General features: G+C 72.6%; 25 protein-coding genes. 12 read left to right on the forward strand and 13 right to left on the reverse strand.

Translation table 11 applies throughout. The annotated features are described in order from the left end of the window. Positions 1 to 118: 118 nt before the first annotated feature. Complete coding sequence (gene murD, locus AB0M08_RS43610; protein WP_364507014.1) at positions 119 to 1,444, reverse strand: UDP-N-acetylmuramoyl-L-alanine--D-glutamate ligase; 1,326 nt, start codon at positions 1,442 to 1,444, stop codon at positions 119 to 121. 88 nt (positions 1,445 to 1,532) lie between these two features. On the opposite strand from murD, the gene AB0M08_RS43615 reads away from it, so the two are divergent. Next, the gene (locus tag AB0M08_RS43615) at positions 1,533 to 2,825 is read left to right on the forward strand and encodes a hypothetical protein (protein WP_364507072.1); all 1,293 of its coding nucleotides are present in this window, start codon (positions 1,533 to 1,535) and stop codon (positions 2,823 to 2,825) included. Between the two features lie 77 nt (positions 2,826 to 2,902). Further along, positions 2,903 to 3,250 carry a signal peptidase I gene (locus AB0M08_RS43620; protein ID WP_364507074.1) on the forward strand — a complete coding sequence of 116 codons (348 nt, stop codon included), beginning with the start codon at positions 2,903 to 2,905 and terminating at the stop codon, positions 3,248 to 3,250. Here AB0M08_RS43620 and AB0M08_RS43625 read toward each other — a convergent pair. The 5 genes from AB0M08_RS43625 to AB0M08_RS43645 form a co-directional block, all read right to left on the reverse strand. Then, a complete protein-coding gene (locus AB0M08_RS43625; RefSeq protein WP_364507016.1) occupies positions 3,216 to 5,078 on the reverse strand; it encodes a flavohemoprotein in 1,863 nt (620 codons plus the stop codon). The genes AB0M08_RS43620 and AB0M08_RS43625 overlap by 35 nt on opposite strands. A gap of 84 nt (positions 5,079 to 5,162) precedes the next feature. Then, positions 5,163 to 5,990, reverse strand: a complete 828-nt coding sequence (locus AB0M08_RS43630) for an RNA methyltransferase (protein ID WP_364507076.1) — start codon at positions 5,988 to 5,990, stop codon at positions 5,163 to 5,165. A gap of 125 nt (positions 5,991 to 6,115) precedes the next feature. Beyond that, a complete protein-coding gene (locus AB0M08_RS43635; RefSeq protein WP_364507019.1) occupies positions 6,116 to 6,784 on the reverse strand; it encodes a hypothetical protein in 669 nt (222 codons plus the stop codon). 159 nt (positions 6,785 to 6,943) lie between these two features. Then, the gene (locus tag AB0M08_RS43640) at positions 6,944 to 8,065 is read right to left on the reverse strand and encodes an SPFH domain-containing protein (RefSeq protein WP_364507022.1); all 1,122 of its coding nucleotides are present in this window, start codon (positions 8,063 to 8,065) and stop codon (positions 6,944 to 6,946) included. 34 nt (positions 8,066 to 8,099) lie between these two features. Next, a complete protein-coding gene (locus AB0M08_RS43645; protein ID WP_364507024.1) occupies positions 8,100 to 8,549 on the reverse strand; it encodes an NfeD family protein in 450 nt (149 codons plus the stop codon). A 111-nt stretch (positions 8,550 to 8,660) separates the two neighbouring features. Here AB0M08_RS43645 and AB0M08_RS43650 point away from each other — a divergent pair, with 111 nt between their 5' ends. The 5 genes from AB0M08_RS43650 to AB0M08_RS43670 all read left to right on the forward strand — a co-directional run bounded on the left by AB0M08_RS43650 (position 8,661) and on the right by AB0M08_RS43670 (position 14,619). After that, on the forward strand, positions 8,661 to 9,977 hold the full coding sequence (locus tag AB0M08_RS43650) for a serine hydrolase domain-containing protein (RefSeq protein WP_364507027.1): 1,317 nt from the start codon (positions 8,661 to 8,663) through the stop codon (positions 9,975 to 9,977). Between the two features lie 679 nt (positions 9,978 to 10,656). Then, complete coding sequence (locus tag AB0M08_RS43655; RefSeq protein WP_364507029.1) at positions 10,657 to 11,673, forward strand: iron ABC transporter permease; 1,017 nt, start codon at positions 10,657 to 10,659, stop codon at positions 11,671 to 11,673. Between the two features lie 38 nt (positions 11,674 to 11,711). Beyond that, entirely contained in the window at positions 11,712 to 12,812 is a 1,101-nt protein-coding gene (locus AB0M08_RS43660) for an iron ABC transporter permease (protein WP_364507032.1), read from the forward strand. After that, positions 12,809 to 13,603: an ABC transporter ATP-binding protein gene (locus tag AB0M08_RS43665; protein ID WP_364507035.1), complete on the forward strand. Its 795-nt coding sequence runs from the start codon at positions 12,809 to 12,811 to the stop codon at positions 13,601 to 13,603. Before AB0M08_RS43660 ends, AB0M08_RS43665 begins: the two co-directional genes overlap by 4 nt. A 20-nt stretch (positions 13,604 to 13,623) precedes the next feature. After that, a complete protein-coding gene (locus AB0M08_RS43670) occupies positions 13,624 to 14,619 on the forward strand; it encodes an ABC transporter substrate-binding protein (RefSeq protein WP_364507038.1) in 996 nt (331 codons plus the stop codon). Here AB0M08_RS43670 and AB0M08_RS43675 read toward each other — a convergent pair. Next, on the reverse strand, positions 14,589 to 15,497 hold the full coding sequence (locus AB0M08_RS43675) for a DMT family transporter (RefSeq protein ID WP_364507041.1): 909 nt from the start codon (positions 15,495 to 15,497) through the stop codon (positions 14,589 to 14,591). The genes AB0M08_RS43670 and AB0M08_RS43675 overlap by 31 nt on opposite strands. Before the next feature lie 47 nt (positions 15,498 to 15,544). Here AB0M08_RS43675 and AB0M08_RS43680 point away from each other — a divergent pair, with 47 nt between their 5' ends. Further along, positions 15,545 to 16,975, forward strand: a complete 1,431-nt coding sequence (locus AB0M08_RS43680; protein WP_364507044.1) for a PLP-dependent aminotransferase family protein — start codon at positions 15,545 to 15,547, stop codon at positions 16,973 to 16,975. On the opposite strand, the gene AB0M08_RS43685 is transcribed toward AB0M08_RS43680, so the two are convergent. Beyond that, positions 16,944 to 17,762 (reverse strand): DUF3097 domain-containing protein, encoded by an 819-nt coding sequence (locus tag AB0M08_RS43685; RefSeq protein ID WP_364507046.1) that lies wholly within the window; start codon positions 17,760 to 17,762, stop codon positions 16,944 to 16,946. The two genes, AB0M08_RS43680 and AB0M08_RS43685, sit on opposite strands and share 32 nt — an antisense overlap. Before the next feature lie 89 nt (positions 17,763 to 17,851). Here AB0M08_RS43685 and AB0M08_RS43690 point away from each other — a divergent pair, with 89 nt between their 5' ends. The 3 genes from AB0M08_RS43690 (at position 17,852) to AB0M08_RS43700 (ending at position 20,370) form a co-directional block, all read left to right on the forward strand. Continuing rightward, positions 17,852 to 18,634 (forward strand): hypothetical protein, encoded by a 783-nt coding sequence (locus AB0M08_RS43690; RefSeq protein ID WP_364507049.1) that lies wholly within the window; start codon positions 17,852 to 17,854, stop codon positions 18,632 to 18,634. 73 nt (positions 18,635 to 18,707) lie between these two features. Next, complete coding sequence (locus AB0M08_RS43695; RefSeq protein WP_364507051.1) at positions 18,708 to 19,202, forward strand: NUDIX domain-containing protein; 495 nt, start codon at positions 18,708 to 18,710, stop codon at positions 19,200 to 19,202. Between the two features lie 16 nt (positions 19,203 to 19,218). Further along, positions 19,219 to 20,370 carry an ATP-binding protein gene (locus AB0M08_RS43700; protein WP_364507053.1) on the forward strand — a complete coding sequence of 384 codons (1,152 nt, stop codon included), beginning with the start codon at positions 19,219 to 19,221 and terminating at the stop codon, positions 20,368 to 20,370. Between the two features lie 57 nt (positions 20,371 to 20,427). Here AB0M08_RS43700 and AB0M08_RS43705 read toward each other — a convergent pair whose 3' ends face one another. Continuing rightward, positions 20,428 to 20,838 (reverse strand): NUDIX domain-containing protein, encoded by a 411-nt coding sequence (locus AB0M08_RS43705; RefSeq protein WP_364507056.1) that lies wholly within the window; start codon positions 20,836 to 20,838, stop codon positions 20,428 to 20,430. 34 nt (positions 20,839 to 20,872) lie between these two features. On the opposite strand from AB0M08_RS43705, the gene AB0M08_RS43710 reads away from it, so the two are divergent. Further along, the gene (locus tag AB0M08_RS43710) at positions 20,873 to 21,274 is read left to right on the forward strand and encodes a signal peptidase I (RefSeq protein ID WP_364507059.1); all 402 of its coding nucleotides are present in this window, start codon (positions 20,873 to 20,875) and stop codon (positions 21,272 to 21,274) included. 6 nt (positions 21,275 to 21,280) lie between these two features. Here the strand turns inward: AB0M08_RS43710 and AB0M08_RS43715 are convergent, their stop codons facing one another. The 4 genes from AB0M08_RS43715 to fabG are packed head-to-tail and all read right to left on the reverse strand — an operon-like array spanning position 21,281 to position 24,636. Further along, entirely contained in the window at positions 21,281 to 22,060 is a 780-nt protein-coding gene (locus AB0M08_RS43715) for an HAD-IIA family hydrolase (protein ID WP_364507062.1), read from the reverse strand. A gap of 2 nt (positions 22,061 to 22,062) precedes the next feature. Next, a complete protein-coding gene (locus AB0M08_RS43720) occupies positions 22,063 to 23,088 on the reverse strand; it encodes a ferrochelatase (RefSeq protein WP_364507065.1) in 1,026 nt (341 codons plus the stop codon). Positions 23,089 to 23,108: 20 nt separating this feature from the next. Then, positions 23,109 to 23,876: an enoyl-ACP reductase FabI gene (gene fabI, locus AB0M08_RS43725; RefSeq protein WP_364507068.1), complete on the reverse strand. Its 768-nt coding sequence runs from the start codon at positions 23,874 to 23,876 to the stop codon at positions 23,109 to 23,111. A 55-nt stretch (positions 23,877 to 23,931) separates the two neighbouring features. After that, entirely contained in the window at positions 23,932 to 24,636 is a 705-nt protein-coding gene (gene fabG, locus AB0M08_RS43730) for a 3-oxoacyl-ACP reductase FabG (protein ID WP_364507070.1), read from the reverse strand. Between the last annotated feature and the right edge of the window lie 1,111 nt (positions 24,637 to 25,747).

The raw sequence follows: 25,747 nt of genomic DNA on the forward strand, positions 1-25,747 counted from the left end.
GTGGCGTGGTGTAGCCGGGTGGCCTGGTGTAGCCGGGTGGCCTGGTGTAGCCGGGTGGCCTGGTGTAGCCGGGTGGCCTGGTGTAGCCGGGTGGCCTGGTGTAGCCGGGTGGCGTGGGTTATCGGGTTTCGCGGATGGCCTGGGTGAAGGCCTCGGAGCGATGCTCGAAGTTGCGGAAGCGGCCGTAGCTGGGAGCGCCCGGCGAGAGCAGGACGACACCGCCGGGCGGGGTCACGATGCGGGCCAGGCGGACGGCGTCGGCCAGGTCGGTGGCGGACTCGGTGCGCACCTTGGGGAGCTCGGCCAACTCGGCGAGGATGCGCGGGCCACTGTCCGGCATGCCGATCACGGTGAGTTCACGCTCGGCGAGGAAGTCCCGCAACGGAGAGTAGTCGAGGCCGCGGTCGGTGCCGCCGACGAGGACGGTCAGCGGGCGGCTGTCGTAGGCGTCGATCGCGTGCATGGTGGCGTACGGCGACGTGGAGAGGGTGTCGTCGACGAACGTCACGCCGGACGGGTCCTCGATCTCGGTGAGCCGGTGCGGCAGGGCCTGGAACGCGCGGGTCGCGGCGCCCAGGGCCGAGCGCTCCGCCACCACGTCGACGCCCATCCCGTCCAGCACGGCGAGCGCCACGCAGAGGTTGCGCTCGTTGTGCCGCCCCTTGAGCTGCAGCATCTCGCGCGGGAAGAGCTCCTCGCCGTCCCGGACGAGCATGCCGGACTCGACCCGGAAACGGGAGTCCGGCGCACCGGCGGAGACCGGGCCCGGCACGTCGCCGATCTCGCCGAGCAGCCGCTCGTCGGCGCCGTTCACCACGATCAATTCCGGACTGTGACGGATCAGGTTGAGCTTGTCGCGGTAGTACTCCCGCTCGCCACCGTGCGCGTCGAGGTGCTCCGGGAAGAGCGAGGTGACCACCGCCACCCGGGGCGAGTCGGTCAGGTCGGCGCACTGGTAGCTGGAGAGCTCCAGCACGTAGAGGTCGGCCGCGGGCAGGTCGAGCAGCGGCACCCCGATGTTCCCGCCGTACGCGTTGGGCCGTCCCACCGCCGCCAGCAGGTGGCTGACAAGGCTGGACGTCGTGCTCTTGCCCTTGCTGCCGGTGACGCCGACGGTCTTCGCCGCGTGGTCCGCCATCCAGAGCGCGCTGCCGCCGGTGACCGGGACCCCCCGTTCCCGCAGTGAGGTCATGTACGGGTGGGTGGACGGGATACCGGGCGACCGGACCACCACGTCCGCGCTGGCCAGGGCCGCGAACGCGTGCTCGCCGCCGGCCAGCGGGGCCAGGTCGTCGCTCCACGGCACGCTCAGGAAGTTCGGGCTGTCGTTGACCGCGATCAGGCGGGACGGCTCGTGCGGGGCGATCGCCGTCACCGCGGCGCGGCCCTCCCGGCCGGTCCCCCAGACCGCCACCGAACGGCCACGCAGGTCTGCCAGGCGCACGTCGTCTCCCCCAGTCCCGTCTTCGTCAGGTCGGACTAATATTGCCCCTCGACCGAATGACAGGAGTTCCCGGGTGCAGTTCGACGTCATGCGCTTCCCCTCGTACGCGTTCGACCCCGCGACCGGGGTCGCCACGTTCGACTACGTGCTGGACGGCCCGGAACCGCTCCACTTCACCGAGACCATCACGCTGCCGGTGCCGGACACCGCCGAGGTCCCGGGCACGCTGGACCGGGTCCTCGAGTTGCTGCACGTCGTCGCCGGGGTCAGCTACTACAAGGTCGGCGCCCCGCCCCGGGTCGTCACGCCGTACCCGGTGGCCCCCGCCGTCGCCGCGTGGTTCACCGCGGTCTACACCGACGGGCTGGCCGAGTACGCGTACCGCAATCGGCTGCCGCACGTGCTGGAGCTGAGCGTCGAGACCCCGGGGGTGATCCCCGCCGCCGAGCCGGTCGAGGTCACCGGGCGGCCGCTCTCCGCGGTCGGCGGCGGCAAGGACTCGATCGTCACGCTGGAGATCCTGCGCGCCGCCGGGCTGGACCCGGTGCCGTTCTCGGTGAACCCGAACCCGGTGATCGAGAACGTGAACGCCGCCTCCGGGCTGCCGGCCCTCGCCGCCCGCCGCCGGCTGGACCCGCGGCTCTTCGAGTTGAACCGGGCCGGCGCGCTGAACGGGCACATCCCGGTGACCGCGATCAACTCGCTGATCGCGATCGCCACCGCGGTCTGGCACGGTCTCGGCCCGGTGGTGATGTCGAACGAGCGGTCCGCCTCCGACCCGAATCTGATCTGGAACGGTCACGAGGTCAACCACCAGTGGTCCAAGGGCGTGGTCGCCGAGGGGCTGCTGCGTACCGCGGTCACGACGCACACCGGCCTGGTCGACCCGTACTTCTCGCTGCTGCGGCCGCTCTCCGAGCTGCACATCGCCCAGCTCTTCGCCGGTCACTCAGCGTATGACGATGTGGTGACGAGCTGTAACAAGGCTTTCAAGATCCATGACCGTACGGCGCGCTGGTGCGGGGACTGCCCGAAGTGCCGGTTCGTCTACCTGGCGATGGCCCCGCACATGCCCCGGGAACGCCTGGCCCGGATCTTCGGCGCCGACCTGTTCGCCGACGAGGCGCAGGTGCCCGGCTTCCTGGAGCTGCTCGGGGTGGACGCGCACAAGCCGTTCGAGTGCGTCGGCGAGGCCGAGGAGTGCCTGGTCGCGCTCTCGATGCTGACCGACGGCGCCCCGGTGCTGGTGGCGCTGCGCGCGGCGGTGCCCGCCTCGGCCTGGGACGACGCCTCCCACAGCGCGGTCTTCACGCCGGGCGGCGCGAACCACATCCCGCCCGCGTACCGGAAGCTGCTCGACGATGCCGTGGCCGGCGCGTGACGGCGACGACCGGCCCGTCCGGGGAGCGCCTCGTGACCGGCGGGCGGATCTACGTCGGGAACGCCGATCCGGACGCGATGGCGGACCGCGGCTGGCTGCTGGGGCACTTCCGGCCGGAGGGCGATCCCCGGCACAGCACCGACGTGGAGATCAAGTGGGGTCGCCACCCCCGGGGCGAGCGCCGCGCGGAGTGGGTGCGCGGTGAGGACCGGACCACTCTGCTCGTACTCATAAGCGGTTGTTTTCACATGGAGTTTCCCGAGCGGACCGTCGTGCTCGACAAGCAGGGCGACTACGTGGTGTGGGGGCGCGGGGTCGATCACTCGTGGTTCGCCGCCGAGGACGCCGTGGTGCTGACCGTGCGCTGGCCGTCGATCCCGGGGTACGCGGTCAGTCCGCCGGATCGTGGTGGATCCGGACGCTAGGGACGCCGATGTCCCGCAGCGCCGACACCGTCGCGGCCAGCATCAGGGGCGGCCCGGCCAGGTAGACCTCGTGCCGGGACCACTCCCCGTAGGCGGCCACCGCGTCGGTGACCAGACCGGACGCGTACGGCCCGGCCGGCCCTTCGGAGATGACCGGCACGACCGTCACCCGGGGCGCCATCGCGGCGACCTCGCCGACCGCCGCGATGTCGTAGAGCTCGTTGCGGGTGCGCGCGCCCCAGAACAGCACCGCCGACCGGTTGTCCTTCCGGTTCGCCAGGTCCGCGAGCATCGCCTTCATCGGCGCCACCCCGGTGTCCTGGGCGATCATCAGCATCGGACTCCGGTCGGTGGGCACGCCCATCTCGCCCTCGGCGCGGGTCAGCCGGACCCGGTCGCCCTCGCGCGTGTGGTGGACCAGCGTGCCGCTCACCCCGGTGTCGGTCTTCGCCCGGACGTGCAGCTCGATGACGTCGTCCTGGTGCGGCGCGCAGCCGATCGAGTACGGCCGCCAGACGCCGGGCACCTGCGGCACCTCGATCCGGGTGAACTGCCCGGGACGGTACGGCATGGGCAGGAACGGTCGTATCCGGACGACCGCGAGGTCCGGCCGCCGCTGTTCGTGCGCGACCACCTCGGCCTGCCAGACGGTCGGCTGGTAGGCGATCAGCGTGCCGCCGTGCACCAGCCACTCGTACGTGTGCTTCCACGTCCAGCGCCACGCCTCGTCGAAGTCCTGCCGCCACACGCCGGGCGGCATCCCGGCCCGCATCGCCTCGGCGAGTGCCGCGCCGACCAGCTGCAGCTGGTTCCACTGCACGCCGCACTCGGCCAGCGCCGCGCCGAACTGCCCGCACCCGGCGACCATGGCCGGCGGCTGGTCGAACGTGTGCACCAGCCAGGCCAGCGCCCGGGCCAGCTGCCGCCGCTGGGTGGCCTCGGTGCCGGGCAGCACCGCGAGCAGGTCGGGCTGGGCCTGGAGCAGCGCCACCCAGAGCCGGTCGGCGACCTCCCCGGTGCCGCCGGCGAAGGTCAGGCTGGTGCTGAGCAGCCGCTGGGTGACGAGCAGGGCCGCGTCGTCCCCCGGGTCCATGCCGTCCTTCCCGGGGACCCTGGTCGGGGAGACGCCGGGGGCCCCGGCCGGGGAGACGCTGGGGGCCCGCCGGGGGCCGTGCCCCGGGCTGACCTGCTGGGAGATCGGCGGGAACTCCGTACCGGGCGACCCGATCGGGCGGATGCCGGGGATCCGCGGCACGGTGGGCACCGGGATGGCCGGGCCCGCCGGGTTGGTGCCCGCCACCGGGTTGACCCGGTCGCCCCAGGAGGTTCGCGCGACCGGTCGCGCGGGTTTCCCCCCGGCCGCCGGGGTCCGTCGTGTGCCGGGTTCCAGGCCGGCCCGCCCCAGCGCCGCGCCCTGGTCACCCCGCCAGAGCAGCTCGGAGGTCGCGCCCTGCCCCGGCGCCCCGGCCGGCGGCGGTGGCGGCACGGGCCGTGACGCCTCGATGGGCCCGGGTGCGGCCGCGGCGGCGCGGACCCAGAAGGCAGTCGGACCTTTTTCCGGTACGGGTGGGGCCTTCTCCGGCTCCCCCGCCCCCTCGGCAGTCGCGTCCGTCACGGGTGGCTCGTTCCTCGGTCGGTCCTGCTCGTTCCCCGGCGCTTCCGTCCCCGGCCCGGTCTGTCCCGCCCGGTCCTTCCCCACCGGGGGTTCGGAGAGCGCCGCGGCCACATCGGCGGCCCCGGCCGCGGCGGCGTCGGGGGCACTCTGGCGCAGCCGGATCGCCCGCAGCAGCCCCAGCAGATGCGGGTCCGATCCCGAACCGGTCGTCACTGACACCCCCGAGTCTTCGCCCCCGACCCCCATCTTGACGCACCCCGACCGCCCCCGGCACCCAGTCGGCGACCATCGGTGGGGTCAGCGGCCCAACTCGTAGAAGGCGACCGCGGCGGCCGTGGCGACGTTCAGGGAGTCCACGTCGTTGTGCATCGGGATGGCCACGCGGACGTCGCTGGCCGCAAGCGCCGCGCGGGTGAGGCCGGGGCCCTCCGCGCCGAGCAGCAGCGCCGGCCGCTCGCGCTGCGGCGTGGTCAGCCGGCGCAGGTCGACGGCGTCCGGGGCCGGGGTCATCGCGAGCAGCGTGAATCCGGCGGCCTTGATCGCGGCGAGGGTCGCCGGCCAGTCGTCGCTCTTCGCGTACGGGATGGCGAAGACCTCGCCCATGCTGACGCGCACCGCGCGGCGGTAGAGCGGGTCGGCGCAGGTCGGCGAGAGGACCACGGCGTCGAAGCCGAGAGCCGCCGCGCTGCGGAACAGGGCGCCGAGGTTCGTGTGGGTGTTCAGGCCCTCGAGCACGGCGAGGCGCCGTGACGACGCGAGGAGCTCCGGGAGCGTGGGCAGGGTCCGCCGGTGGAAGGAGCCGAGGATCCCGCGGTGCACGTGGAACCCGGTGATCGACTCCAGCACCGGCGCCGGCGCGGTGTAGAGAGGCGCGTCCGGCGGCAGCCCGGTCAGCTGGTCGACCCGCTTCACGTCGACGAGCGCGGACCGCATCCGGTAGCCGGCGCGCAGGGCCCGCTGGATGACCAGCTCCCCCTCGGCGATGAACAGCCCGTTCGGCGGTTCCCACTTGGTACGGAGCTCCACGTCGGTGAGGGCGCGGTAGTCCCCGATCCGCGGGTCGTCGGGGCTGTCGATACTGAACGCTGGCACCCCAGCATTCTGCCGAGCGCCGCCCGCCCGCATCCCGCCGGGCACGCCACGCGGGGATTCCGCGCTCCCACACCAGCCGCCCGGCACGCGGTGTGACGACCTCCGGCGCGCGGACGGCCGAACGTCACACGCCGGGTGGGGCGACGGCGAGTGGTGGGTCAGGAGCGCGGGAGGAGCCGGCCGCCGGTCCAGGCGAGGCCCATGCCCGCGGCGAGCAGCAGCAGGGCGCCGACCGTGGGGATCGGCTTGACCGCATGGGTACCGGCGCCGATCGCGATCGCGGCGAGCATCAACAGGATGCCGTCGGCCGGGTTGACCAGCCGGGACCGGAAGACGGCCCAGCCGAGCAGGAGGACACCGGTCGCGCCGGCCGCGCAGCCGACCGTGACCAGCATGTCGATCTGGGCCGGGGTGAGCGTGATCGCGTCGTGGGCGCCGCCGTCGGGCAGGGCGGCGAGCGGCAGCAGCACGATCGCGCCGGCCAGGGCGGTGAGCAGGCCGAGCAGGGCGCACCGGCGGGTCCGGGAGCCGGCGAGCAGGCCCGCGAGGGCGATCAGCGAGATGGTGGCGAGCCAGCCGGCGAGCAGGCCGACCGGCAGCGGGCCGGGCGGGACCTGCACACCGAGGGTGAACCAGCCGTAGAGGACGGCGGCGGCGGGCAGGGCCCAGAGCGCGAGCCGGGCGAAACGGCGGACGGACCATATCCAGACCGCGTCGCGTACCGGAAGGAGGTGACCGTCCGGTGCGGCCTGGGTCGGCGCGCCCACCCAGGCGGGGGCGACCCGCAGCGGGCGACCACTCGCCGTCTGATGTTGGCTGATGCTCATGGCTCCGCCTCGTTCGCAGGGGCAACAAGCCGAGCGGCCGGGGGCACCGGTCGGAATCCTTGGTCGACTCTGCCAAAGACCCGCAGGTCAGTGCGGCGTATCCCAGAAATCAGGAAGCGGGACCGGCCCGCCGGGGGCCGGTCCCGCCGTTCCGGAGCGTCAGGAGCGCTCGGGCTGGTCGTCCGGGTGGTAGTCGGCGCTGCCCAGCGCCTCGGCGGGCGGAATGGCGTCCGGCGCGGGCAGGGCGGACGGCGCCTCGGCCGGTGCGCCGGCGGCCTGGACCTCCGCCTCCCGGACCGAGGCGTGGACGGCCTCGGCCTCGGCCGCGGCGGCCTCGGCCGCGGCGACCGCCTCGCGCTCGACGGCACCGGAGTCGACCTGGGTGGACGGGGTGTCGCCGACCATGTTGGCCAGGCCGCCGAGGGCACCGCCCAGCCCCTCCAGGGCCTTGGTCAGCTCGGTCGGGACGATCCAGACCTTGTTCGCGGTGCCGTTGGCGATCTGCGGGAGCGACTGGAGGTACTGGTACGCCAGCACCTTCTGCGACGGGTTGGCCTGGTGGATGGCGTCGAAGACGGTACGGATCGCCTTGGCCTGGCCCTCGGCCTGGAGGATGCGAGCCTGCCGGTCACCGTCGGCGCGCAGCACCTGCGACTGCTTCTCGCCCTCGGCGGTGAGGATCGCGGCCTGCTTGTGGCCCTCGGCGTTGAGGATGGTGGCGCGACGCTCCCGCTCGGCACGCATCTGCTTCTCCATCGAGTCACGGATGCTGGGCGGCGGCTCGATCGCCTTGATCTCGACGCGGGTCACCTTGATACCCCAGCGGCCGGTGGTCTCGTCGAGCACGCTGGAGAGGTGTTTGTTGATCTGGTCCCGGCTGGTGAGGGCGCGTTCCAGGTCGAGCGAGCCGATCACGTTACGCAGCGTGGTGACGGTGAGCTGCTCGATCGCCTGGAGGAAGTTGGAGATCTCGTACGTCGCGCGTACCGGATCGACGACCTTGAAGTAGAGCACCGTGTCGATCGAGACGACCAGGTTGTCCGAGGTGATCACCGGCTGCGGCGGGAAGGAGACCACCTGCTCGCGCATGTCGACCTTGGTGCGGACCGCGTCGACGAACGGGACCAGCAGGTTCAGCCCCGGACTCAGGGTCCGCTTGTACTTGCCGAGGCGCTCCACGACATCCATCCGCTGCTGCGGGACGATCCGGATGGAACGGACGATCGTGGTCACCGCGAAGATGGCGATGACTATGACCAGGACAGCGATGACAGCTTCCATGGTGCCTTCCTATATGGCTGGTTCCGGTGATTCTTCAGACGTCGGGCAGGTCGTCGTGCCAGACCAGGACGGTGGCGCCGCGCACCTTGACCACCCGGACACGGTCCCCGACCGGGAAGGTCTCCTTGCCGTCGAACGAGCGGGCCTGCCAGATCTCCCCGTCGATCTTGACGGTGCCGCGGTCGACGCCGACCTCGTCGAGGACGGTGCCGTGCGCGCCCTCCATCGCCTCGATGCCGAACGGCGTCTCGCCCGCGTCGAGCGCGGAACGGGCGTGCCGGACGATCACCGGGCGGATCGCGGCCACCGACACGCCCGAGACCAGAGCGAAGACGATGACCTGAAGGAGCAGTGGGGCGCCCAGCGCGGCGGAGAGGGCCGCCGCGGCCGCCCCGGCCGCGAAGAAGATGATGAGTATGGTCGCGGTGAAGGCCTCACCGATCGCCAGGGCGACGGCGAGGACGATCCAGAGCAGGGCTTCCACACCATCGATCGTGTCACGTCCGCGCACCCCCGGCGATGCGCCGGACCCGGCATACCCGAATCGCGCTCAGACAGTCGGACCCATCAGTCGAACCCAGAGGAGGACCCGCCCGTGTCGCTGCTTCCGGAGACCGTCAGACGGATCGAGGAGATCGCCGCGAGGGCACAGTCCGCCGGGCGGGTGCCGTCGCTCGCGCTGGCCGTGGTCCGGGACCGTGCGGTGCTCCACTTCGCGGCCGCCGGCGAACAGCCCCCGCCGGACCCGACGACCCAGTACCGGATCGGCTCGATCACCAAGACGATCACCGCGACCCTGGTGATGCAGCTGCGCGACGAGGGGTTCCTCGACCTCGACGACCCGCTCGACCGCCACCTGCCGGGCACCCCGATCGGCGGGGTGACGCTGCGCCAGCTGCTCGCGCACGTCTCCGGCCTGCAGCGCGAGCCCGACGGCCCCTGGTGGGAGCGCACGCGCGGCGGCGACATAGATCAACTTCTTTCCGGCTTGACGTACGAGAAACTGCACGGCGCACCCTTCCGCCGCTTTCGCTACTCGAACCTGGCGTACGGCCTGCTCGGTGCGGTGCTGACGCGGGTCACCGGGCAGAGCTGGACGGAGCTGGCCGGCAAGCGGGTACTCGACCCACTGGGCATGAAGCGGACCAGCTACCACCCGGTCGAGCCGTTCGCCCGCGGCTACGTGGTACACGCACTCGACGACGCGCTGCACGAGGAGCCCCGCCCGGACACCGGCGCGATGGCACCGGCCGGACAGCTCTGGTCGACGGCGACCGACATGGCGACGTGGGCCGGCTTCCTCACCGACCCGGCGCCGACCGTGCTGGCCCGCGAGACCGTGGACGAGATGTGCACCCCGGCGGTCCTCGCCGACCCGGAGTCGTGGACCGTGGGGCACGGGCTCGGTCCGCAGCTCTTCCGGGCCGGCGAGCGGGTCTACGTGGGCCACGGCGGCTCGATGCCCGGCTACGTCGCACACATCGCGGTGCACCGGCGCAGCCGCTTCGGGGTGGTGGTCTTCGCCAACGCGTACGGGATGGCCGCCGGCGAGGCCGGGATCAAGGACATCAGCCTGCGGTCACTGACCACGGTGCTGGACTCCGAGCCGACCCCGGTACGGGCCTGGCACGCACCGACGGCGCCGACGGGCGAGACGGCGGAGCTCTGCGGGCGCTGGTGGTGGATGGGCCGTGAGTTCACACTCGCCCCCTCCCCCTGCGAGGACGCCCTCCTGATGACCGCTCCCGGACACCGCACCCGGTTCGTCCGCGAGGGCCCGGACCGGTGGCGCGGCACCGAGGGCAACAACGAGGGCGAGGTACTGAGCGTGCTCCGCACCGGAGACGGCGACGTGGACCGACTCGACATCGCCACATTCGTCTACAGCCGGGACCCATCCCATCTGGCCTGATGCATCACGCCTGATGCATCCGATCCGATGCATCAAATCCGATGCATCACGTTCGATGCATCACGTTCGATGCATCACGTTCGATGCATCAGGCGTGATGCTTCGAAAAAGATGCGCTGGGCCCGCCGGGGGGCGCCAGCCCTCGCCTGGCGCCACATCGGCCCGGGTCACCCGCCCTGCGGCGAAACGGCTCGGCCGCCCCGGGGCGGCGCACGCGCACGAACTGCACGGGACGGGCAGCGGGCGTACACAGGCAGCACGGGACGGGCGGCAGGCGTACACAGGCAGCACGGGACGGACAGCAGGCGCACACGATCAACCGGGAGAAGGGGCGGTAGGTGGACACGATCCGCGATCGTGTGCTTGCGCAGCCGCCAGCGGGGCGCCAGAACGACTCGATCAGCGATCGGGGACTCCCGCCGCCCCGGCCAACCATGATCGTGAAATCGGACCGCCCCACAGCGCCCCGCCCACAGCGGCCCCGCCCGTCGGTCGAAGATCACGGATTGTCGCGGAGCGCGTGGCCAGGGTCGATGCGATGTCGGGTGCGGCCCGCGGCTCCGGCGAGCAGCGAACCCGAGATCCTCGCACTCGCTGCCTGCCGCAGCTGCAGGGTGGGGGCGAGCGGCGGGGTGGGGACGGGCTTGGTCGATATGTGAGGTTAGCCTAAGCTAACCACGTGCCATCGAGATCGCTGACCGTGCGCAGACTCGGCGTGCTGGGGCTGCTGGCGGTCCTGGCCCTGCTCGCCGTGGTCGCGAGCCTGGTCTTCGGCAGCAGCGGGGTCACCCTCGCCGAGGTGACCGGCACGCTGCTGCGACCCGGGGCGGCCACCGCCGAGCTGCACGCGATCGTCTTCGGTGTCCGGGTTCCGCGGACCGCGCTCGGCGTGCTGGTCGGTGCGTGCCTCGGCGTGGCGGGCGCGCTGATGCAGGGGCACACCCGCAACCCGCTGGCCGACCCGGGCATCTTCGGCGTCTCGGCCGGTGCCGGGCTGGCCGTGGTGGTCGGTGTGTACGCGTTCGGCGTCCGGAACAGCAGCCTCGACGTGGTGTTCGCGCTGATCGGGGCGCTGGCCGCGAGCGTGGCGGTGTTCGGCGTGACGGCCGCGGGGAGCGAGGCCGCCAGCCCGGTGCCGCTGGCCCTCGCCGGTGCCGCGGTCTCCGCCCTGCTCGACGCGCTCACCTCGTTCTTCGTGCTCTCCGACCGGAACGCGCTGGAGGCGTACCGGCTCTGGGTGGTCGGCTCGCTCTCCGGGCGGCAGCTCGACGTGGCGTACTCGGTGCTGCCGTTCGCGATCGCCGGTCTGGTGCTCGCCGCGCTCAACATCCGGGCACTGGACAACCTCGCGCTCGGCGCCGAGATGGCGCAGGGCCTCGGCGAGAACGTGGTGCTGGCCCGGATCACCGGCCTCGCCGCGATCACGCTGCTCACCGCGGCGGCGACCGCGGCGGCCGGGCCGATCGGCTTCGTCGGGCTGGTGGTGCCGCATCTGGCCCGGCCGCTGGTCGGCGCCGGTCACCGGTTCCTGCTGCCCGCCTCGGTGCTGATCGGGATCGGTCTCGTGCTCGGCGCGGACGTGGTGGGCCGGGTGATCGGCGGCTTCGGGGAGGTCCAGGTGGGCATCGTTCTGGCCGTGCTCGGCGGCCCGTTCTTCGTGGCGGTCGCCCGCCGCCGCTCGCTGGTGGCATTGTGAGCGCCACGAAGAACGGACCGCCGGTCGCTGGTGGCGTCGTGAGCGCCACGAAGAACGGGCCGCCGGTCGCTGGTGGCGTCGTGACCGCCGTCCGGGAGGGCGTCCGGGTCGGGCCGGTCGGGGTCCGGTTCCGGCCCCGGGTGCTGGCGATCACGGTGACCGCGCTCGTGGTCCTGCTGGCGCTCACCGTGTTCGGCATCGGGATCGGGAGCGTGCCGATCGGGCCGGTCGACGTGGTCCGGACGCTCGCCGGAAACGGGACGCCCGCGCAGCAGCTGATCGTGATGGACCTGCGGATGCCCCGGGTGCTCACCGGCGTGCTGGTCGGCCTCTGCCTCGGGGTGGCCGGTGCGCTGACCCAGACCTTCACCCGGAACCCGCTCGCCACCCCGGACGTACTCGGGGTGACCGCGGGCGCCTCGGCCGGCGCGGTCGGCGCGATCATCCTGGGCGGTGGCACGTACGCGGTCACCAGCGCCGTGCTCGGCCGCGGCATCCCGGTCGCCGCGATCACCGGCGCCCTGCTCGCCTCGGCGCTGGTCTACGGGCTGGGCTGGCGCGGCGGCGTGGAGAGCTACCGGCTGATCCTGGTCGGCATCGGCGTCGGCTCGGTGCTCACCGCGGTCACCAGCTACCTGCTCGTCCGGGCGCAGATCTCGGACGCCGCGCAGGCCACCGCGTGGCTGGTCGGCAGCCTCAGCGGCACCTCGTGGGACGCGCTCCGGCCGCTGCTCGGGGTCACCGCGATCGGTCTGCCGCTCGCGGTCGCCTGCTCCGCCCCGCTCGGCGTCGCCCAGCTCGGCGAGGAGACCGCCACCGGGCTCGGGCTCGGCGTCCAGCGGCACCGGCTGCTGGTGATCGCGGTCGCCGTGGTGCTCACCGGCGCCTCGGTGGCCGCCGCCGGGCCGGTCGGTTTCGTCGCCTTCGTGGTGCCGCAGATCGCGCTCCGGCTGACCCGGGCGTCACGGCCACCGATCCTGCTCTCCGGGCTGCTCGGCGGCGCTCTGGTGACCGCCGCCGACCTGTGCGGCCGGACGGTCTTCCCCTGGACGGTCCCGGTCGGGCTGCTCACCACGGTGGTGGGCGCGCCGTACCTGATCTGGCTGCTGATCCGACACCGTAGGGAGCTGATCTCGTGACGACGGCCACCACCGTCCCCGCCCTGGAGGCGCGCGGCATCCGGGTCGCGTACGACGGCCACGTCGTCCTCGACGGCCTGGACCTCAGCGTCGAGGCCGGACGGGTGACCACGTTCGTCGGCGCCAACGGCAGCGGCAAGTCCACGCTGCTCAAGACGCTCGGCCGGATCCTCAGACCGACCGCGGGCACGGTCCTGCTGGAGGGCGCCACGATCGGCTCGATCGGCACCAAGCAGGTGGCCCGGCGGCTCGCGATCCTGCCGCAGAGCCCCTCCGCGCCGGCCGGGATCAGCGTCCGCGAGCTGGTGATGCGCGGCCGGAACCCGCACCAGACCTGGGCGCGCCCCTGGTCCGCCGAGGACGCCGCGGTGGTCGGCCGGGCACTGGCCGCGACCGGGCTCACCGAGGTGGCCGACCGGGACGTCGCCGCGCTCTCCGGCGGGCAGCGCCAGCGGGTCTGGATCGCGCTGGTGGTCGCCCAGGAGGCCGGGATCCTGCTGCTGGACGAGCCGACCACCTTCCTCGACCTGACCCACCAGCTCTCGGTGCTGCGCCTGGTACGCCGGATCAACCGCGACTCCGGCAGCACCGTGGTGATGGTCCTGCACGACCTCTCGCTCGCGGCGCGCTACTCGGACCGGCTCGTCGTGCTGCACCGGGGCGCGATCGTGGCGGACGGCGCGCCGGAGGACGTACTCACCCCGGACGTGCTGCTCGGTGCGTTCGATCTGCACGCGCGCGTGGTGCCGGATCCGGTGACCGGCACGCCCCTCGTCGTACCCGAAGAATGACCCGCGCAGAGAGAGCCCCCATGAAGAGACGATTCCTGCCCGCCCTGCTGACCGCCGCGGCCCTGGCCCTGACCGGCTGCTCGGCCTCCTCCGGCGACGCCGCCGGGGCCGCCGCCTCCACCGGGCCCTGGTCGTTCACCGACGACCTCGGCAAGACGATCACCCTGGACCAGCGGCCGACCCGGATCGCCGGGCTCAACGACGTGCTCGCGTCGCTGATGCGGTACGGCATCACGCCGGTCGCCTCGTTCGGATACTCGTCCATCAAGGACGACACCCGCTTCACCGGCCTGGACGTCTCGGGCGTCACCGAGGTCGGCGCGACGTACGGCGAGATCGACGTGGAGAAGCTGACCGGCGCCGCCCCGGACCTGATCGTGGCGCACGTCTACCCGACCGACAGCAAGGGCACGATCGACAAGACCCAGCCCGACTACGGCTTCAAGGACCTCACCCAGCAGACCCAGATCGAGAAGATCGCGCCGGTGGTGACCATCTACATGGGTGGCGACGGCGCGAAGGTGATCCAGCGGACCACCGAGCTGGCCACCGCGCTCGGCGCACCGGCCGACAGGGTCGCGGCGGCGGAGAAGACCTACACCGCGGCGAAGACCGATCTCCAGGCCGCGGCGGCCGAGGCGAAGACGGCGGGCGTGCAGACCACCGTGCTCTATGCCGACGCGGACGGGATCAGCGTGGCGAAGGTGGCCGACGACCCGGCGCTGCGGCTCTACCGCGACCTCGGCGTCGACTTCTTCACGCCGGCGCCGGAGGGCTTCTACTGGGGGAACTACAGCTGGGAGAACGCCGGCAAGATCGACGGTGACCTGATCCTCTACATCACCTCCGGGTACCGGAAGGACGAGCTGCTCAAGCAGCCGACGTTCGCGGCGCTGCCGGCGGCGAAGGCCGGGCAGCTGCAGCCGTACGACTCGGCCGGGCTGGACTACGTGTCGCAGGCGGACGAGTTGACCAAGGTGGCCGGCTACCTGCGGGGTGCCGCGCCGGCCGCCTGAGCCGGTTCGGCGGCGTGAACGCGGTCGCGGGCGGTCAGGCCGAGAGCCAGGCCGCCCGCGACCGTGCCGATGCCCAGCCAGACCGGTGCGGCCGGGAACGGACCGCCGAGCAGCACGCCGGTGAGGGCCGCGGAGACCGGGGCCACGCCGGTGAGCAGGCCCGCGCGCCCGGCGCCGAGGCGGGTGACGCAGGTGTACCAGAGCAGGAACGCGCACGCGGTCACCCCGACCGCGAGGTAGACGCCGGCGATCAGCTCGCCGGCGGTGAGCCGGGTGACCGCGGCGGGACCGTCGAGGACCACGCCGAGCAGGCCGAACCCGGCGGCGGCCAGGCCGGTGGTGTGCACCGAGACGCCGAGCGGGCCGTGCGTGCGCAGCACCGGGACGGCGAACAGCGTGAAGCAGGCCTCGCAGGCGAAGGTGACGGCCGCCCAGAACAGGCCGGTCGCGTCGGTCCGGCCCAGGCCCTGGACCAGCGCGGCGCCGGCGGTGACCACGATCGCGGCGGCGACCACGCGCGGCGCCGGCCCGTGTCCCTCCAGCAGCGGCCCGCCGAGCGCGAGCAGGATCGGCACGCAGGCGACGGCCACCCCGAGGACGGCGGGTTCGGCGTGCGCGGCGCCCTTGACCAGGGCGTAGTTGAAGAGCAGCAGGCCGCTGCCGGTGACCGCCGCGAGCCAGGCCCACTCCGTGCCTTTCGCAACCCTTACCGGGGTACGACACCAGCGGGCGTAGGCGACCAGCAGGAGGCAGGCGAGGGCGTACCGGAGGGCCTGGATCGTGCTGAGCGGTGCGGCGGTGAGATGACCGGAGACGGCGACGCTGCCGCCGACGAAGACCATGCCGAGGGCACCGGCGGCGATCGGGAGAGCTTTCACGCCTCGATGCTCGCCCGGGTTATGGTCCGGTTCGAGTACCAATCCTCATGCGAAGGAGAGGACCAATCTCCGACTTCCTGCAACTGCGCGTGGCCGGGGCACCCGCCAAGGGGCTGACCGCGTGGCTGACCGCCGCGTTGCGCGACGCGATCGCGACCGGGCGGCTGACACCGGGCGCCGGGCTGCCACCCACCCGGGTGCTCGCCGGGGAGCTGGGCGTCTCGCGCGGCGTGGTGGTCCAGGCGTACCAGCGACTCGCCGACGAGGGGCTGGTCACCGCGCGGACCGGGGCGGGCAGCATGGTCGAGCGGCGCCCGGTGGGCACGCCGGGGACGCGGAGCCGGGACCGGCGGATCACGCTCGGCGTGGGGCGGCTGCCGCTGGCCCCGGACGACACGATCGACCTGGACCTCTCGCCGGGCGTACCGGACCTCTCGGCGTTCCCCCGGGCGGCCTGGCTGCGGGCGGAACGCGCGGTGCTGGGCCGGGTCACCGGGAGCGAGCTGGGGTACGGCGACCCGGGCGGGAGTCCACGGCTGCGGGCCGAGCTGGTCGCGTGGCTGGGGCGGGTCCGGGGCGTGCGCGCCGAGCCGGACGACGTGATCGTCTGCGCCGGGGTGGCCCAGGGGCTGGCGCTGCTCGCCCAGGTGCTGCGCGCGGAGGGTGTCGAGGAGATCGGCGTGGAGGATCCGGGGTCGCTCGGCGCCCGGGACCAGCTCGCCTTCTGGGGGATGCGGACGCCGGGCGTACCGGTCGACGAACAGGGGCTGCGCGCCGACCTGCTGGACCCGCTGCGGGCCGTGCTGATCACCCCGGCGCACCAGTTCCCGACCGGGGTGGTGCTCTCGCCGGAGCGGCGGCGGGCGCTCCTGAGCTGGGACGGGCTGATCGTCGAGGACGACTACGACGCGGAGCACCGGTACGACCGGGCGCCGGTGGCCGCGCTGCAGGGCTCGGCGCCGGAGCGGGTGGCGTACCTCGGGAGCGTGTCGAAGTCCCTGGCCCCCGGGATGCGGCTCGGGTGGCTGATCGCCCCGCGTGGCCTCCAGGCCCCGTTGCTGGCCGCCAAGCACGCGGCCGACCTGGGGAATCCCGGGCTGCCGCAGCTGGTGCTGGCCGAGCTGCTGGCGAACGGGGACTACGAGCGGCACCTGCGGGCGGTGCGCGGACGGCAGCGGCGACGGCGGGACGCGCTGCTCGCGGCGCTCCGGGAACACCTGCCCCAGGCCCGGGTGACCGGGATCGCGGCCGGGTTGCACGTGCTGGTGACCTTCGACGAGGAGATCCCGGACACCTTTTTAGCGGCCACGGCCGCGGCTCACGGCGTACGTCTGCAAGCACTCGGCCTGCACCGGCAGGAAGCGGGACCCTCCGGTCTGGTGCTGGGATACGCGGCGCACCCGCCGGACCGCCTCGCCGAGGCCGCGGCCCGCCTGGGTCGCGCCTTCAGTCCCCTGCTTCGTCGTCCAGAACCGTGACGAAATCGATCAGGCGCTCCATCGAGTTGATCAGCGGGGTCTCGACGTCCTTGTAGGAGTTCACCGAGGCCAGGATGCGGCGCCAGAGATCGGCGGGCTCGCGGACGCCGACCGCCGCGCAGACGCCCTCCTTCCACGGACGACCGGGAGGGATCACCGGCCACTCGCGCAGGCCGATCCGGGCGGGCTTCACCGCCTGCCAGATGTCGATGTACGGATGTCCGGTGATCATCACGTCGGGGTGGGTGATCCCGGACACGATCCGGCTCTCCTTGGAGCCGGGGACCAGGTGGTCGACGAGCACGCCGAGCCGTCGCCGGGGGCCGGGCCGGAAGTTCCGCACCTCGCCGACGAGGTCGTCGATGCCGTTGAGCGGCTCGACCACCACGCCCTCGACGCGCAGGTCGTCGCCCCAGATGCGCTCGACCAGCGCGGCGTCGTGGATGCCCTCGACCCAGATCCGGCTCGCCTCGGCCACCCGCGCCGGGACGCCCGCGACCGCGATCGATCCGGAGGCGGTGATCCGGCGCTGCGCGGGAGCCGCCTGCGCCGCCGGTCTGCGCAGCGTGACGGGCTTGCCGTCGAGCAGGAACGCGGCCGGGGTGAGCGGGAAGTTGCGCCGCCTGCCGTGCCGGTCCTCCAGCACCACCGCGCCGAGCTCGAAGCCGACCACCGCGCCACAGAACCCCGAATCGGCGTCCTCGACCACCAGATCCGTCTCGGCGTCGACCTCCGGGATCACCTTTCGCCGGCGCCAGTTGCCGGACATCACGTCCTCCCCATACATGACCCGCACGGTAACCCGTACTTTCGGACACGCCCGGGTGACGCTCCGAGTCGAGACAAGGTTCCGGGATGGCACGTACCCTTGCTCGCATGTCACCCGCAGCAGATGCGGCCACCCGCACCGCCCGCCGCTCCACCCGGTTCGTCGCCTGGGTGCGTGCCTGGCGTGCCGGCCTCGTGCCCTTCGACGAGCTGGCCGACGAGATCGCCGGGGACGAGGAGCACCTCGTCGCCGACGCTCCCGGCACCTGGACCGACGTCCCACTCCCCCAGGGACTACCGGTCTTCGCCAAGCTGCACCCGGACGAGATCCGGCTGGTCCTCCCGGCGCCCGGCGACCCACGCGGGCTGCCCGGCCCCGGCGAGCTGACCGGTGCGGCGCTGCTGGCCGGCGAAGCGGTGATGACACCCGACTTCGGCGTGGTGCCCGACGTCCGGCGGCACACCTCGGGCTCCGGTGTGGAGTTCGAGACGGTGGTCTGGCGGGTGCTGCCCGCGCCGGAGCACCGTCCGGTCTTCCAGATCGGCGCCGCCGAGGCCGAGGCCGAGCTGACCGCGGCGCTCGGCGAGGCCACCGCGCGGCTGACCAAGCTGGACGTCGCCCAGTGGAAGCCCGAGCTGGCCGGCGCGCTCCAGGCCCTGCGCCGCCCCGAGGGCACGCCCACGCTGCCACCCGGCTTCGACCCGCGCTCGCGCCGCCTCTTCGCCCGGGCCAGCGTGCTCGACCAGGTGCTGGCGCTCGCCGAGACGAACGCGCCGGGCGGCGCGGTCAACGGCTACGAGGCCCAGCAGCGCGACGAGGCCCTGCGCCCGCTCACCGCCGCGTGCCGCCAGGCGCTGGTCGCCGCGTGCAACTCCCCGCTCCGGCCGTGACGGCCCGCTCGCTCGCGCCGGCCCGGCGGGGCGCGACCCATCAGGCCGCCCCGGCCCGGCGAGGCGCGGCCTGATGGCGGGGCAGCAGGCGCACTGCACGTACTGCGGGGCGCGCTTCACCGCCGGCCAGGAGTGGCCGCGGCGCTGCGGCGCCTGCGGGGAGACGACGTACCGCAATCCCACCCCGGTCGCGGTGGCCCTGCAGCCGGTCGGCGACGGCCTGCTGGCGGTCCGCCGGGCGATCCCACCGGCCGAGGGCACCCTGGCCCTGCCGGGCGGTTTCATCGAGCTGGGCGAGACGTGGCAGGCCGCGACCACGCGCGAGCTGCGCGAGGAGACCGGCCTGATCGCCGACCCTGCCCGGGTACGCCTCTTCGACACGCTGAGCGCCGAGGACGGCACCCTGCTGGTCTTCGGCCTGCTCCCGGCGATCCCGGCCCCGATCGCGGTCCCGGAGGAGCCGATCGACGGCGAGGCCCTGGAGCTCGCCGTCCTGACCGGGCCGGCCGAGCTCGGCTTCAGCCTGCACACCGAGGTCGCCGACCGCTGGTTCTCCGAACTTCGGTAAGTACGGGCCGCTGCCGGTGGTCATCGACGAGTTCCCGTTCCTGGCCAGGGTCAGCCCCGCCCTCCCCTCGATCATCCAGAAGGCGCTCGAGCCGTCCGCCCAGCGCGGCAACTCGCAGGTCCGCCTGCTGCTCTGCGGATCCGCGCTGTCCTTCATGGGCGGGCTGCTCTCCGGCACGGCGCCGTTGCGCGGACGTGCCGGGCTGGAGCTGGTGGTGCCGACCCTCGACTATCAGCATGCGGCCCGGTTCTGGGCCATCGCCGATCCGCGGACCGCGGTACTGACCAATGCGATCGTCGGGGGCACTCCGGCCTACCGGAACGAGTTCACTCAGGGCGACGCGCCGTCCGGGCCGGACGACTTCGATTCCTGGGTGATCCGGGCGGTGCTCAACCCGGCACGCCCGCTGTTCCGGGAGGCCCGCTATCTGCTCGCCGAGGAACCCGATCTCCGGGATCCCGCGCTGTACCACTCGGTGCTGGCGGCGATCGCGGACGGGAACAGCCAGCGCGGCGGCATCGCGGGATACCTCGGGCGGCAGGCGTCCGACCTCAACCATCCGCTGCGGGTCCTGGAGGACGTCGGGCTGATCACGCGGGAGGACGACGCGTTCCGGCAGAACCGCAGCGCGTACCGGATCGCGGAGCCGCTGCTCACCTTCTACCACGCGGTGATGCGCCCGGTCTGGGGCGACCTGGAACGGGCGGGGCGGGCGGCCCAGGTGTGGCCACGGATACGGGCGACGTTCCTCAGCAAGGTGGTCGGGCCACACTTCGAGACGATCTGCCGTCAGTGGGCACGGTGGACCGCCGGCCCGGAGACGTTCGGCGACTACCCGCACCGGGTAGCGGCCGGCACCGTCGCGGACCGAGAGGCGCGGACGTCACACGAGGTCGACGTCGCCGCGTTCGGGCGGGCCGACGACGGGCGAGAGGTCCTGCTCGGCATCGGCGAGGCCACGTGGAACGACGTCATGGGCGCCGGGCATCTGCGCCGCCTGGCCCGGATCCGTGAGCTGATCCAGGAGCGCCGGGGCACCCGGGCCGGCGAATGCCGCCTCCTGATGTTCAGCGGGGCGGGCTTCACCGAGGAGCTGCGAGCGACCGCGGCTGCCGACCCCGGCATCCAGCTCATCGGAGTGGACCAGCTCTACCGGGGCGCACCCTAGCCTGAGTTTTCACGTGCGGCGAGGTCGACGCCACCCCGCCGCACGTCAAAACTCAAACTAGTCGATGAGTGCGGCTCGGTTGAGCTCGTCGAGGAGGAGGCGGATGGCGGGGGCGCAGCGGGCGCTGTCGGCGGTGGTGAACCACGCGAGTTCGGCGATCTCGTTGGCCGCCTTCGGGGTCTCCTCGTCGATCTCGGGGCCGCCGGTGAAGCAGATCAGGCGGACGCGGGTGCCGGGTGGGCGGTTGTGGGCCGGGGCCTCGATCGTACGGAAGAGGGTCAGAGATCCCGGGTTGATCGGGATGCCCACCTCCTCGATCGTCTCGCGGGCGGCCGCCTCGGCGTGTGTCTCGCCGGGCTCGGGCTTGCCGCCGGGGAGGTAGAAGGCATCCGACGTCGCCGGGCGGACCACCAGGACCCGGCGGTCACGGACACAGACCCACGCGGACGCGATCACCTCGGTAAGCACGGAAGCGACGCTATCAAGAGCGGCTCAGCGGACCGTGGACGCGACCGAACGGGAGGGTGTGCGCGGAAGGGTGCTCGTGGGCCTGCTGCTGCTCGGGATGATCACGCCGGTGGCGTTCGGCTGGCGGTTCTCCGTGGTGGCGAGCGGGTCGATGCGGCCGGGAGTGCGGCCCGGGGATCTCGTGGTCACCGTGCCGGCGGACGAGCTGCGGCCCGGCGACGTGATCAGGTTCCATGATCGGAACCGGCCACGGCGGGCGCTGCTGCACCGGATCGCGCGGGTCCGGGCGGATGGGCTGCTGATCACCAAGGGGGACGCCAACGCCGTCGTGGACCGGGCGCCGATACCGCGGAGCGCGGTGAGTGGGGTGTTACGACTGCGGATCCCGTACGCCGGGCTGCCCGTGCTGTGGCTACTCACACGGACAGCCCGCTGAGAACGATCAGATCTCGTCGATCAGGTCGGCCACCGAGTTGACGATGCGGGACGGCCGGTACGGGTACGTCTCGCTCTCCATCCGGCTGCTGATGCCGGTCAGCACCAGGATCGTCTCCAGGCCCGCCTCCAGGCCGCAGAGGACGTCGGTGTCCATCCGGTCACCGATCATCGCGGTGGTCTCGCTGTGCGCGCCGATCGCGTTCAGCGCCGAGCGCATCATCATCGGGTTCGGCTTGCCGACGAAGTACGGCTTCACGCCGGTCGCCTTGGAGACCATCGCGGCGACCGAGCCCGCCGCCGGGAGCAGGCCCTCGGTGGAGGGGCCGGTCGCGTCCGGGTTGGTGCAGATGAACCGGGCGCCGCCGTTGATCAGCCGGATCGCCTTGGTGATCGCCTCGAAGCTGTACGTCCGGGTCTCGCCGAGCACCACGTAGTCCGGTTCGAACTCGGTCAGCACGTAGCCCGCCGCGTGCATCGCGGTGGTCAGGCCGGCCTCGCCGATCACGTACGCCGTACCACCGGGCCGCTGATCGGCCAGGAACTGCGCGGTGGCCAGCGCCGCCGTCCAGATGGAGTGCTCCTCCACCTCGAAGCCCATCCGGGTGAGCCGGGCCTGCAGGTCACGCGGCGTGTAGATGGAGTTGTTGGTGAGGATCAGGAACGGCTTGCCGGACGCCTTCATCCGGTTGACGAACTCGGGCGCACCGGGCACCGGCTCGCCCTCGTGGACGAGTACGCCGTCCATGTCGGTGAGCCAGCTCTCGATGGGCTTGCGGTCCTTCATAGTCAGGCTCCTCGGCGCGGTGGTGGTGTGCAGCAGTCGGCGGGGCACACGTCCCAGGTCGGGAGCGTACCCAGCTTCCGGCGCGGAAGATCACCGGTCCGCTCCTCGACCAGTTCGCGGACCATCGTCACGAAGCGCGGGTGCACGCCGGGGGTGGCGGCCCGGGCGTACCCGAGACCGAGCTCGGCGGCGGTCTGTTTCGCCTCGTTGTCCAGGTCCCAGATCACCTCGAGGTGGTCGGAGACGAAGCCGATCGGGCTGACCACCACGTCGGTGATGCCCTTCTCGGCGAGGATCCGCAGGTGGTCGTTGACGTCCGGTTCCAGCCACGGGATGTGCGGCGGGCCGGAGCGGCTCTGCCAGACCAGGTCGTAGCCGAGGTCGGCGGCGGCCGCGGCGTGCACCAGCCGGGCGGTCTCCTCCAGCTGGCCCGTGTACCGGCCGCCGGCCGGGCCGGCGGTGTTCGCCATGCCGACCGGGATCGAGTGCGCGGTGAAGACCAGCCGGGTGCTCGCCCGGCGCTCCGGGTCGAGGGTCGCGAGCGCGGCGGTCACCGCCTCGATGTGCGGCTCGACGAAGCCGGGGTGGTCGTGGAACTGCCGCAGCTTGCTGATCCTCGGCGCCTTCGGCCCGACGTGCTCGCGGGCCTTGGCGATGTCCTCCCAATACTGCCTGCAGGAGGAGTAGCCGCCGTACGCGCTGGTCGCGAAGCCGAGTGCGTGCTCGACGCCGTCGTCGCGCATCCGGGCCACGGTGTCGGCGAGCATCGGGTGCCAGTTGCGGTTGCCCCAGTACGTGGGCAGGTCCACGCCGTGCGCGGCGAACTCCGCGTCCACGGCGGCCAGCAGGTCACGGCACTGCTGGTTGATCGGGGAGACCCCGCCGAAGTGCATGTAGTGCTCACGCACCTCGGCGAGGCGCTCGTCCGGTACCCCGCGCCCGCGAACCACGTTGCGCAGGAACGGCATCACGTCATCGGGCTTCTCGGGCCCTCCGAAGGAGAGCAGGACGAACGCGTCGTAAACCACCCGCCCATCCTGCCATTCGGCTAGGCGCCGAGCGCGTGGTAACCCCCGTCGACGTGCACCATCTCACCGCTGGTCGCCGGGAACCAGTCGGAGAGCAGCGCGCAGATGGCCCGCGCGGTCGGCTCCGGGTCGCCCAGGTCCCAGCCCAGCGGCGCGCGGTTCGACCAGGCGTCCTCGAACTGCTCGAAGCCCGGGATCGACTTGGCGGCCATGGTGCGCAGCGGCCCGGCGGCGACCAGGTTGCTGCGGATGCCCTTGCTGCCCAGGTGCAGGGCGAGGTAGCGGTTGGCGGACTCCAGCCCGGCCTTGGCCACGCCCATCCAGTCGTAGACCGGGTACGCCTTGGTCGCGTCGAAGGTCAGGCCGACGATCGAGCCGCCCGGGCTCATCAGCGGCAGCGCCGCCTGCGCCAGTGCCTTGTACGAGTACGTCGACACGTGCAGCGCCTGGGCGACGTCCTCCCACGGCGCGTCCAGGAACCCGCCGCCGAGGCAGCTCTGCGGGGCGAAGCCGATCGAGTGGACCACGCCGTCGATGCCGTCGACGTGCTCGCGCACCTTGTCGGCGAGCCCGGCGAGGTGCTCCGGGTTGGTGACGTCCAGCTCGATGACCGGAGCCGCCTCCGGCAGCCGCTTGGCGATCCGCTCCACCAGCGACAACCGGCCGAAGCCGGTGAGCACCACGGTGGCGCCGTTTTCCTGCGCCACCTTCGCCACCGAGAACGCGATCGACGCGTCGGTGATCACGCCGGTGACGAGCAGCCGTTTGCCGGCCAGCAGTCCAGACACAAATCTCTCCTGAAAATGGGAACTCAATGCTCCGCGGGAGGCCCCGCGGCGGGGCTCAATGCCCCATGCCGAGACCGCCGTCGACCGGGATGATCGCGCCCGAGATGTAGGCGGCCGCGTCACTCGCCAGGAAGGTCACTGCCGCGGCGACTTCGTCGGCGCTCGCGAGACGACCGGCCGGGACGGCCTTGATGATCTCGGCCTTCCGCGACTCCGGCAAGACCGCGGTCATCTCGGTCTCGATGAACCCGGGCGCCACCACGTTCGCCGTGATGTTCCGGCTCCCCAGCTCCCGCGTGATGCTACGGGCCATGCCCACCAGGCCCGCCTTCGACGCGGCGTAGTTCACCTGGCCGGGTCCGCCGTACAGGCCGATCACCGACGAGATGAAGATCAACCGGCCCCACTTGGCCCGCAGCATCTTCGAGCTGGCCCGCTTCGCCACCCGGAACGAGCCGGTGAGGTTGGTGTCGACGACCCGCTCGAACTGCTCCTCGGACATCCGCAGCAGCAGCGTGTCGTCGGTGATGCCGGCGTTCGCCACCACCACCTCGACCGGGCCGAGCTCGTTCTCGACGAACGTGAAGGCGGCGTCGATGGACTCCGCGTCGGTGATGTCGCACTGGACGCCGAACAGGCCGTCGGGGGCGCCGGAACCGCGGTGGGTGACCGCCACCCGGTCGCCCTGCTTGGCGAAGGCCTGCGCGATCGCCAGGCCGATGCCACGGTTCCCGCCGGTCACCAGGACGGTGCGAGCCACAGTCACTCCTTCAAGTCGTCATACCCGGGTAGGGGGTGCCGGCTGGCACCGCAGGGTCACGACGGTGCCGCCACACGTGGTTAACCTGCTGGGAATGGAGACTAACGGCCCCGTCGAGGGGGCCGGTGTGACGGGGCCGCCGACTTACCTAACGTTCAAACGGGAGAAGGCGAGGTCACGACCCCGCCGACGGCTCCCGCGCAACCTGATCCCGGTGCCGTTCCTCGGCGTGGCCGCGCTCGGGCTCGCGGCCGGCGCGAGGCATTGACCGACATGCACGGTCCGTCTCATCGCTCGCGCCGACCGGGACGACCTGAAGCTGATCATCACCAATAGGGTGGCAAATGGCATAGAATCCACCCATATGGGTCATGGATTCACCGGCATGCGCGAACGGGTGACCCCGCTGGTCGATTCCGGCGGGATCGTCGTCGCCGGCGGGGTCGCGGGGGTGGGCGTTCTCGGTCATGGCCCGGGTTGGGGGTTATCCACCGCCGGGGTTTGTCCACAGGGTCCCGGGCCAAGATCGCTGCTATGTGCCACTGTTCCGTTAGGGATGGGGGTTTCCCCCGGTCGGGGTGGGCCCCGCATGGCCGGACTTGATCGACTTTTCATGATCAACTGCAGGTTTGATCTTGGTGGCTGGTGGTGAGGGGTGTGTCGGCGGGCTGGAGAGACCCGTGAGCGCCAGCTTTCTCGGCGCGGCTGGCGTTCACGGGTCACTCGGAGCGCCGGAGACACCCCTGACCACCAGCCGACCGGCCCGAGACACCCCGGATCGCCAGCCGGACCGGCCGAGGCACCCTGGACGGCCGGCCCACCGCCTGCGGGCACGCCGCCCGGCGGGCCCGCGACCGAAACCTGGCCGGCCGAAACCCGGCCGACGGAATCGACGATCCGCGGGCGGCGAGCGTTCCGGACGGGCACTCACCGCGGGATCCGGCGTCCCACCCGAGCGGTCCAGAATTGACCAGCAGGGTCACGGTGGCCCTGCTCGGCGGCGTTCTCGCGGGCGGCGCGGGCGGCGTCCTTTCTGTTCAGGAACGGTCACGGGCCGGGATCGGCGCGCCCGCCAGGGGCTCCTGCTCCTGCGGGAGGCCGGAGAGGGCCG

Origin of the sequence: Actinoplanes sp. NPDC051851, from assembly GCF_040681165.1 — a bacterium.
GTDB lineage: Bacteria > Actinomycetota > Actinomycetes > Mycobacteriales > Micromonosporaceae > Actinoplanes.